The sequence below is a fragment of the Collinsella sp. AM36-4AA genome, assembly GCF_003467795.1.
Taxonomy (GTDB): Bacteria; Actinomycetota; Coriobacteriia; order Coriobacteriales; family Coriobacteriaceae; genus Collinsella.
The window spans coordinates 21,077-30,541 of sequence record NZ_QSHS01000029.1 but is presented as its reverse complement, the minus strand read 5'-3'; the positions used below and the strand labels follow the sequence as shown (position 1 = coordinate 30,541).

The following is a 9,465-nucleotide window of genomic DNA, read 5'->3' as shown; positions in this document are numbered from 1 at the left end:
AAGTTGTTGACGTGCGCGTAACGACTCGTCTAATATATCCCTTGCGCGATGGACCTGTAGCTCAGTTGGTTAGAGCGTCCGGCTGATAACCGGGAGGTCACAAGTTCGAATCTTGTCAGGTCCACCATCAAAACTGTGAAGAGCCCTGGGGCGTTGCCTCGGGGCTTTTTTCTTACCTACTGAAAGTAGTCAAAAAACCCGTCCCAAATTAACTACTTTGATTTTGTGTGCTGTGCGAAAGATTGGGTAGTATAGCTATTCAATGCGGCGCGCTGCCGCGTGTTAACCGCTACGTACCGGAGGTGTTCCATGGTTCGCGTCGACATAGAGACCATCGTCATGGCCGCCGGTCCCGTGCCATCGCTTATCGTACTTCGTGAGCGCAGCAGCAAATCGGACTCGCCCGCGCCGCTGCGTTCCCTTTCCATTCAGACTGGTTCGTTTGAAGCTGCTGCCATCAGCCGCGGCATCGATAGCGGCCGCGCCGAGCGCCCGATCACCCATGACCTGCTGCTCGATACCGTTGACGCCCTGGGCGCCAAGCTCGAGCGCATCGAGATCGTTCGCGCCGAGCCGCCGGTGTTCTACGCGACGATCGTTGTACTGGCCGATGGCGAGGAGCGCAAGATCGACGCCCGCCCCAGTGATGCCATTGCCCTTGCCGTGCGCAGCAATGCCCCCATGTTTGTGGAGGACGACATCATGAATCGCCTGGGCACTGTTTCCACCCACGCCGAGGATGTCGACGACGAGCAGGAGTTCGAGAAGTTCGACGAGTTCGTCCATACGCTCTCCCCCGATGATTTCTAAATGCGGGGCGGCAGGGTTGCGGAGTGTTCGCTGATGGCCAGCGGTATGTCGGCTGAGGCGGCGGCCATTGCGCGCGAGGCCCAGATGCGCTCGGAGGCATCCGAGGCGGCACGCATCGCCTATGTGATGCAGGCCCGCACGCTTCGCGAGCGCCGCAGCTCGTTTATCAAGATGGTTGTCATCTCCGCTCTCGTCGCGGCAATCTGCTCGCGCCTTCGTGGTACAGTTGGTGCGCTTGGGTTTTCGATTTCAACAGGCTTGGTAATCTGGGGTGCGGTCGATGCAGTAATGCTGACCAACCAGATCAAGGTACTCGACAAGCGCGCGATGGATATGATGCGCGCCCGCGACGCTGTCGCCAAGATCGCTGCCGAGGCACAAGAACTGTAACGACCCCAGACTCGATGGGAAGGTCTAAAGATGGCACAGGATATGCAGGACGCCGGTAACGTCTCCGCCGAGCTCGACGCCATGGTGTGTGACCTGATTGGTGCGTTCTTGGACGACCTTGCCGCCGGCGAGAACCCGGGCGTAGTTGTGGCGATCGAGGACGCTGCTTCCAACCGATATCTGGCGGCGCTCGACGAGGACGGCGAAGAGGCATGCCTCGAGGCGGCCACCAACTTTATCTCCGAGCACAAGATGGGTCTTAAGGACGAGGGTCTGGGCCGCATCGCCCGCTATGCCATCGGCTACACCGGTTGTGTCGAAATTGACGGCGGCTATCACGACGCCCTGCTCGTGAGCTTCTTCGAAACCACGCTCGAGAGCGGTTTTTCGGCATACGTGCTGTATGAGGGCATGGGTGCCGGCGATGGTTTTATGTGGAGCGACCCTGAACCTGCAGGTGAGGAAACCCCTCTCATCTAAAATCGCTAAAATAAACGAGTTTTCGGTAAAAGGCTCAATATTCCCGCTGAGCGTTGTGTCGTTGGGCGGGCCGCATACGCGTGCCGTTTGTATATGGATAGAAGATAGGGGAACTACATGCGCGTAGACAATCTGAGGAACATCGCCATCATCGCCCACGTCGACCACGGCAAGACGACGATGGTCGACAAGCTCCTGCGTGCCACGGACGCCTTCCGTGCCAACCAGCAGGTCGAGGACCGCGTCCTGGACTCTAACGACCAGGAGCGCGAGCGCGGCATCACGATTCTCGCCAAGAACATCTCTATCGAGTACAAGGACGTCAAGATCAACGTCATCGACACCCCGGGCCACGCCGACTTTGGCGGCGAGGTCGAGCGCGTGCTGCGTATGGCCGACGGCGCCCTGCTGCTGGTCGACGCTTTTGAGGGCCCCATGCCCCAGACCCGTTTCGTGCTGCGTCACGCTATCGACACCGGCCTCAAGATCATGATCGTCATCAACAAGATCGATCGTCCGGGCGCCAACCCCGAGAAGGCCTACAACGACTGCCTGGACCTCATGGCCGACTTGGGTGCCACCGACGACCAGCTCGAGTTCGCCATGGAGCACGTGGTCTACGCCAGCGCCATGAATGGCTTTGCCCGCCTTGACCCCAACGACGGCAACATGGACATGTACCCGCTGCTCGACATGATCATCGACGACATGCCCGCACCCGAGGTTGACGAGAACGCCCCGCTCGCCATGCAGTGCGTGACCATCGACCACTCCAACTTCGTCGGCCGTATCGGCATCGGCCGCGTGTACTCCGGCACCATCCACCAGGGCGACCAGATCCTGGTTGTCAAGAACGACGGCTCCAGCGCCACCGCTACCGTCAAACAGCTCTTTACCTTCGACTACCTGGGCCGCACCGAGTGCCAGGAAGTCGGCGCCGGCGACATCGCTGCCGTCGTGGGCATCGACCGCACCGATATCGGCGATGTCTACACCGATCCCGAGAACCCCGTTGAGCTCGAGCCCATCGAGATCGACCCGCCGACTCTGTCCATCGTCTTTGAGGCTTCGACCTCCCCGCTCGTCGGTCGCGACGGCGACATCGTGGGCGCCCGTCAGCTCAAGGAGCGCCTGTTCAACGAGGCCGAGAACAACGTGACCATGAAGATCGAGGAGCTCGAGGACAAGAGCGGCGTCGAGGTCTCGGGCCGCGGCATCCTGCACCTGTCCGTTCTGATGGAGTCCATGCGTCGCGAGGGCTTTGAGTTCCAGGTTGGCCGTCCCCGCGTTCTGTTTAAGAAGGACGAGAACGGCAACAAGATGGAGCCCGTCGAGCAGGCCGTCGTCGAGTGCCCGGACGAGTACTCGGGCAAGGTCGTTGAGGTCTTCGGTACCTCCGGCGGCATCATGACGAGCATGGATACCTCGGGTATCGTGACGCACCTCGAGTTTAAGATCCCGACCCGCGGCATCATGGGTCTTAAGAACCGCATTATGAACGTCACCCACGGCGAGGGCGTGTTCTACCACACCTTCCTGGAGTATGGCCCCTACGCCGGCGAGATCGGTAACCGTCAGAACGGCGCTATGATCTCCATGACCACCGAGAAGGCCGTTGCCTACGCCCTGGGCACGCTGCAGGAGCGCGGCCAGCTGTTTGTTGAGCCGGGCACCGAGTGCTACGAGGGCATGATCGTGGGCGAGCGCAGCAAGGCCGGCGACATGGTCGTCAACATCGCCCGCACCAAGAACCTGGGCAACCAGCGTTCTTCGACCTCCGATATCTCCGTCCAGCTGGTGCCGCCCCGCACCTTCTCGCTGGAGGAGGCGCTGGAGTACATCGCCGACGACGAGCTGGTCGAGATTACCCCCAAGAACATCCGCCTGCGCAAGCGTCTGCTCAACGCCACCGACCGCAAGAAGGCTGCCGTCCGCGCCGGTCAGGTCAACAAATAAGCGCTGGGGCTTATAACCGCCAATAAAAAAGGGCGTCGACCGCGATGGTCGGCGCCCTTTTTGGTGCAAGGGGGACGGGTCCGTTTGCACCACGGTGGAGGAGGTTATCCCCCCCGGCTGTTTTTCAGGCAAAGTTAAGTTGTTTAAACATATACACGAATCATTGAAATACAACCGCTTTGATACAAAACTGTCACAGGTAAATATCAACTGGTATTAAATTAAAAGACCTCTTTACCTGCGGTTTACATGACTGGTATCTATATTGTATTTTATGCATTGTGGCATAGACGAACCGTCTTAGAAGTTGCTCCCCAATGGGTTCTTGCAATGCGCTAGGTAGGTTCTCGTTGATGTTGGGGTTTGTGTTCGATCCGACGATTCGCCGTATTCCACAACGTGTTGTAGGAATTAGGGGACAACTATGGACACACACCGCTCACGGTCGCTGGGTATGGCGGCCCTGATCTTCATTTTAATTAGCCTCACCGTCGCAGTTTTCCACGGCGCAGCCCCCGTGCGCGCCGATGACGTGACGACGCCGACGCCGATTGAGATCAACGGTGATACGGCAACGGTTGAGGTCAAGCTGTATACCGATGAGAACCATACTCAAGAGCTCAATGGCGCCGTAACGTCTACTTCGAAGCTCTATGGAGCTTTTTCGGCACAATTCAAAAGCGGCGAGGCGCCTTCGCCCGAGAACTATATCGCTGTCTATGAGCTTCCCGGCACCATCGTCGTTGACGATAACGCCGGTGGCAACCTCATGGAGGGCCCGGAGGCGACCGCTGACAAGGCTGGCACGTGGAAAATCGAGGACAATAAGATCATCTTTACGTTTGATAAGAGCTGGCTTGACAAAAACCCTGCGGAAATTTTTGTCGGAGCCAATTTTTCATTTGAGTTAGCAAATAAGAACGCTGGCTCGGACAGCAGTACACCTATCAAGTTCCCCGGTGCGGGATCAATCAATATTCCAACTACGGATGGCGCCGTCAAAGGGGAGAAATCGGGAGCCTTCTCCCAGGGAGCCGACGGCGTGGCCAAGGTCACCTGGTCTGTTAAGCTCACCGTCGAGTCGTACGCTACGAACGTCAAGTTTACTGACAGCCTAGGCGACAACTTTGAGTTTGTGGACGGCAGCTTCACGCTCGATGGCAAGAAGCTCGGCCCGCAGCCAACGATCAACGGTCAGATTGCGACTCTCGACACCTTAGGCAACGTTTCCCAGGGGGAGCACACGATTGCCTATGAGACGAAACTGAAGAGAAGCGTTTCGGTTAACAATGGCGAGTTCATCGATGAGCAGGAAGCGTCTAAGAACACGGCAACGTGGGAGTGGGGCGGCTTGAGCAATCGCCAGAGCGGCTCCGTGACTGCTGCTCCCAGCAAGTTTCGTTACGACATGATCAACAAGTCCAACGGCTCGGGTACACCGTCCGACATCACGTGGACGGTCACGCTCAACCAAGGCGAGATCAAGGCCGACATGAGCGGCTACAAGTTCACCGATACGCTTGACGATAAGCAGGCCTATATGGGGAGCTACACGGTTTACAAGGGCAGCTCGGGGTCGGAGGTTCTTCCGGGCGGCGTGCTTGACTCGTCGCAGAGCTCGTTTACCTACACATTCCCGACCGATCTTGTCGACAAGTACGCCACCTACCGCATCGTCTATCACACAAAGATGAACGATACGAGCTCGTACGATACCGTGCATAACGACGCGGCCATCGAGCGCGAAGGCTCCGTTTCCGGTACCGATGAAGGCAGTTTCACGCCGCAGCTGACGGGTGTTGTGCCGATCACCAAGAGGCTCGTGAGATCCGATGAGGCGGCGACGACGGGCAGGGCGACATGGGAGACGAAGGTCGCGCTGAAGGCGATCGTCAATGCGGTCCATCCAGGCGAGGTGACGGTGAAGGACACGTTTCAGTCGGCATGGTCGCAGAAACTCGGTGTCGACGAAAGCTCCATTACCATTAAAATCGGCAATACCGAGCTGGTTCCGGGCACCGACTGGAGACCAACGACCAGCTATCCGGGTAATGAAACAAAGAAAAACTACGACCTCAAAATCATCGTTACCGACAAAGTGAAAGCCGCTCTCGAGAACGAGGACTACGCCGTTATCACCTACAACACCACATCAGAAGCGCTGTCGGGCTGGTACTCAAACTTTGCGTCGGTCAGCGCGCCGGGCCTGAAATTACAGCGGTCGTTCACCGAACCCGTCAAGTACGTTGTCAACCAAGAAACGAAGCCTGCGGTCGAGAAGCCGAAAGCGGAGTCGAAGGTGTCTTGGGTTGAGAACTTCGATTGGCATACCGTTAACGGCTCGGATGAGAAGGGCGCCTGGATCGTCGACTGGACGGTGTATGCAAACCGCCAAAAGGGTAATAAGGGCGCAAATGGCGAGTTCGAATGCTTTGGAGCTGGAAAGCTGGGCGGGAAACCGCTGAATATCGTTGATAGCCTTCCGGATGGTATGAGCTATGTCGCGAATTCCGCAAAGTTCACGCTCGTGCAGAATCCCTACGAAGAGCATACGGGGCTTGGTCGCGGAAGTGAGGCCAAGACGGTCGTTGATAATCAACAGCTTGCCACCGACAACGTCAGCAGCGCCGGCAATACGGTCACTTTCTCCATCCCCACGACTGGGCTTGGCGACTATGCCGGCTATGCGAAGCTCACATACAAAACAGCGGTCAAGCGCAGCGAGCTCGATGTCTCTAAGAATGAGGTGAAGTTCACCAACTCGGCAAGCGCCGAGTCGGGAGACAAGAAATTCGATACCGGTAGCGGCACCGTCACCATCAAGAACAACGTCATCAAAAAGACTGGTGAGCAAGTCAGTAATAGCAACCGTATTAAGTACACCATTCTTGTTAACGAGTCTGGCGTTGCCCTTAAGAATGGCACTGACTTCCTCGAGCTCGTGGACACCATGGATGCCGAGTGCACGCTGGTGCCGTCGACGCTTAAGGTCTATGAGTGCGTGAACGGTGCCTGGTCACCGCTGACTGATAAGGACTATTCGTCGAAGATGGAACAAGTCAAGGATGAATCTGGCTCGCGTACGAAGTTGACTCTTGAGGTGCCCGACGAGAAATACCTCAAGGTCGAGTACGAAGTTATCCCGACCGGAAACCCCGGTGAAGAGGTGTCTCTTTCCAATACCGCCGAGCTTACGGGTGTGACGGAAGGCTCGGCGATCGACGAGCAAAAATGGACCATCCAGAGCGCTTCTGCCAGTGCGGGCGGCAACGGCTACGATATCACGATGACCAAATACGATGCGCAGCAGGTCGGTGCTACGCTCAAAGGGGCGGAGTTCACGCTCTACAGCGTGAATATGGACCAGGTTGCGGATGACGGAAATGTAGAGAACGCCAGAACGCCGTTTTACGAGGCCGCGACCGACGACAACGGCAAAATCTCGTTCGGCACAAGCGACAAGAAGATGAGTAATTGCGTGCTCTACCAGCTCGTGGAGACCAAGGCGCCTGTTGGCTATGCCAAGGCCGATCCCACGTGGATCATGCTCAAGGGCAGCGCGAGCGAAGAGGATTATCAGGCTGCGCTAACTAAGGCAAAGGACATCGTCGACGGTGCGGAGATCATCGACGATACAAAGAAGGACGAGATCTGGATCTACGACAATCGCCTAACGGGCTCTGCGGTTATTAAAGCAAAGAAAGTGCTTGAAGGTGGCACCTTCAAGGCGGGACAGTTCTCGTTCGAGCTCAAGGATGCCGAGGGCAGGGTGCTCCAGACGGTGACCAACGACGCCGGGGGCAATGTCTCTTTCAACGTCGACTACAACAAGGCTGATACCTACACATACACCATCTCCGAGGTCGTCCCCGATGGCGCCGAGAACAACGTCAAGGACCACATCACCTACGACACAGTCGGGCACAATGTCACGGTTAACGTGACTATCGACAATAAAAGTAAGCAGCTCGACACCGTCGTCACGTATGACGATGACTCCCAGGTGCCGCCGACTTTTATCAACAAGTATTCGACCACGCTTCCTGAGGCGGGCGGGGCTGGCTTGACTATGACGTATCTGGCTGGTGCATCGCTGCTGTGTTTTGCTGCGACATGGATGCATGCTCGTCGCCATCGCGATCAAGATCGAGGTGGTCGCCGTGAGTAAACTGCACCGCCGCTTGTTGACCGTCATGATGGTGGCCATGACGGCTATCCTCGCTTTTGCAGCGTCGCCCGTGATGGCCCGTGCTGCCGATGCCGGGGCCATCACGATTGGCGGCGACGTCGCGACGCAATACGATGCGTACCAGCTCTTTTCGGCAACTGTTACCGATAAAGCCGGCTTCGATCAAAAGGTCGCGACGGACTTGGCGTGGGCGAATGATGCTGTTCGCCAGGCCGTTCTTCCCGTGCTTCATGATGCGGGGCTTGACAGCACGGCCACGACGGCGCAAGAGGCTGCCGAATGGATGAATGCCGACGGACACATGACGACGGCGCTGACGGCAAAACTTGCCCGCGCAATAGTCAAAGCAGGCGCTGTGTCCGTGGCCCTTAACGCGGGCACGGCGGCCGAGCTGCCCTGCGGCTACTGGCTCATCGTCGCCGACGACGACACCATCGCCCAGAACGAGGCCGGTACCGCGCCGATCATGGCCCTGGTCGGCGGCAGCGCCGTCGCCGTCAAGCCCAAGGCCGCCACTCCCAAGGTGGCCAAGCACGTGCTGGAGGACAGTACCGATGCCTGGCAGAAGGCCGCCGACGCCACGGTCGCCGACGACCTGTACTGGCGCCTCTCTGCCACGGTCCCGGCGGGCCTCACGGCCTACGACACCTACGCGGTGCAGTTCGTCGACACCATGAGCGCGGGGCTCGACCTATCCAAGGTGGCCACGAGCATGCGCGTGTACGCGGCGCCGGGCACGGACGGCGGCTTCGACGCCATCGAATGTGAGGACGGCAACGCCAACTCGACGCCGGCCAAAGGGTGGACAGACATTACTTCACAGTGCAAGGTCTCGATCGAGGGGGACGCCTTCACCGTACGCACCGGCGACCTGGTCGCCGCGCTCGGCGGGGCCGACACCTTCACCGCGGGCGCCCGCGTGGTCGCCGTGTACAATGCGCCGCTCAACAGCGCATGCAACCACGGCATCGCGAAGGGCAACCCCAACGAGGTCTACCTGCGTTACCCGCGCTCCCCCTTAGCCGACCAGTCCGGCGACGCCGGCTTCACCCGCACGCCGAGCGATGACGCGTGCGCCTACACCTGGGGACTCAGTCTGATCAAGCGCTCAAGCTCGGACGATAAACCGCCCGCGGGCGCCAAGCTGCGCATCATCGATGACCGCGGGCGCATTCTAACGACTGACGGCTTGTGGTCGACGGATGTCGACGCGTGCGTCACCACGGGCGCGGATGGACATGTGGAATTGACCGGTGTGGACGCGGGCGTCTACACCGTCGAGGAAATCGCGGCACCCAAGGGCTACACCGCCTTTGAGGGCAAACGTACGGTGACGGTTACGGCTGAGGGACTGGACGTTAAACAGGTAGCAGCCGCGAAGCCCAAAGTGACCGTGTCGGCCGAAAGCCCCCTGCGGGTTGATACCGCCGATGCCGGGACGGGTTCGATTGGACTGTCGGTGCTCAACACCCCAAACAAAGAAGCAAGTCGAGGCTTTATGCCCTCGACGGGAGATGGAACGTTGGTGCTGGTGGCGGCTTTGGCTGCCATCGGAGTGGCGGCTATTGTTGTCGCGCTCGTCATCAAGCGGGGAGGAGGTCGCCGTGAAAAATAATTGTCCCCCTTTTTTGCTCAATGGC

6 protein-coding genes and 1 tRNA gene are annotated in these 9,465 nt (G+C 58.5%); all 7 read left to right on the top strand.

Translation table 11 applies throughout. The annotated features are described in order from the left end of the window. The first annotated feature begins 50 nt into the window (after nt 1–50). The 7 genes from DW850_RS08805 to DW850_RS08775 all read left to right on the top strand — a co-directional run bounded on the left by DW850_RS08805 (nt 51) and on the right by DW850_RS08775 (nt 9,440). Nucleotides 51–127, top strand: a tRNA-Ile gene (locus DW850_RS08805). Nucleotides 128–309: 182 nt separating this feature from the next. Further along, a complete protein-coding gene (locus DW850_RS08800) occupies nt 310–810 on the top strand; it encodes a bifunctional nuclease family protein (RefSeq protein ID WP_117756926.1) in 501 nt (166 codons plus the stop codon). 33 nt (nt 811–843) lie between these two features. Next, nucleotides 844–1,200, top strand: a complete 357-nt coding sequence (locus DW850_RS08795) for a hypothetical protein (protein WP_117786849.1) — start codon at nt 844–846, stop codon at nt 1,198–1,200. A gap of 30 nt (nt 1,201–1,230) precedes the next feature. Further along, on the top strand, nt 1,231–1,680 hold the full coding sequence (locus tag DW850_RS08790) for a hypothetical protein (protein ID WP_089572580.1): 450 nt from the start codon (nt 1,231–1,233) through the stop codon (nt 1,678–1,680). A 117-nt stretch (nt 1,681–1,797) separates the two neighbouring features. After that, nucleotides 1,798–3,636: a translational GTPase TypA gene (gene typA, locus DW850_RS08785; protein ID WP_006235837.1), complete on the top strand. Its 1,839-nt coding sequence runs from the start codon at nt 1,798–1,800 to the stop codon at nt 3,634–3,636. A gap of 424 nt (nt 3,637–4,060) precedes the next feature. Next, nucleotides 4,061–7,804, top strand: coding sequence for a Spy0128 family protein (locus DW850_RS08780; RefSeq protein WP_117786848.1), 3,744 nt, complete (start codon nt 4,061–4,063; stop codon nt 7,802–7,804). Further along, nucleotides 7,758–9,440 carry an isopeptide-forming domain-containing fimbrial protein gene (locus tag DW850_RS08775; RefSeq protein ID WP_117786847.1) on the top strand — a complete coding sequence of 561 codons (1,683 nt, stop codon included), beginning with the start codon at nt 7,758–7,760 and terminating at the stop codon, nt 9,438–9,440. The genes DW850_RS08780 and DW850_RS08775 overlap by 47 nt, the downstream gene beginning before the upstream one ends. Nucleotides 9,441–9,465 lie beyond the last annotated feature (25 nt).

Excerpts from the sequence above, each read along its gene's own strand:
- DW850_RS08800 (WP_117756926.1), top strand. The coding sequence starts at position 310 with ATGGTTCGCGTCGACATAGAGACCATCGTCATGGCCGCCGGTCCCGTG.
- DW850_RS08795 (WP_117786849.1), top strand. The coding sequence starts at position 844 with ATGGCCAGCGGTATGTCGGCTGAGGCGGCGGCCATTGCGCGCGAGGCC.
- DW850_RS08790 (WP_089572580.1), top strand. The coding sequence starts at position 1,231 with ATGGCACAGGATATGCAGGACGCCGGTAACGTCTCCGCCGAGCTCGAC.
- typA (WP_006235837.1), top strand. The coding sequence starts at position 1,798 with ATGCGCGTAGACAATCTGAGGAACATCGCCATCATCGCCCACGTCGAC.
- DW850_RS08780 (WP_117786848.1), top strand. The coding sequence starts at position 4,061 with ATGGACACACACCGCTCACGGTCGCTGGGTATGGCGGCCCTGATCTTC.
- DW850_RS08775 (WP_117786847.1), top strand. The coding sequence starts at position 7,758 with ATGCTCGTCGCCATCGCGATCAAGATCGAGGTGGTCGCCGTGAGTAAA.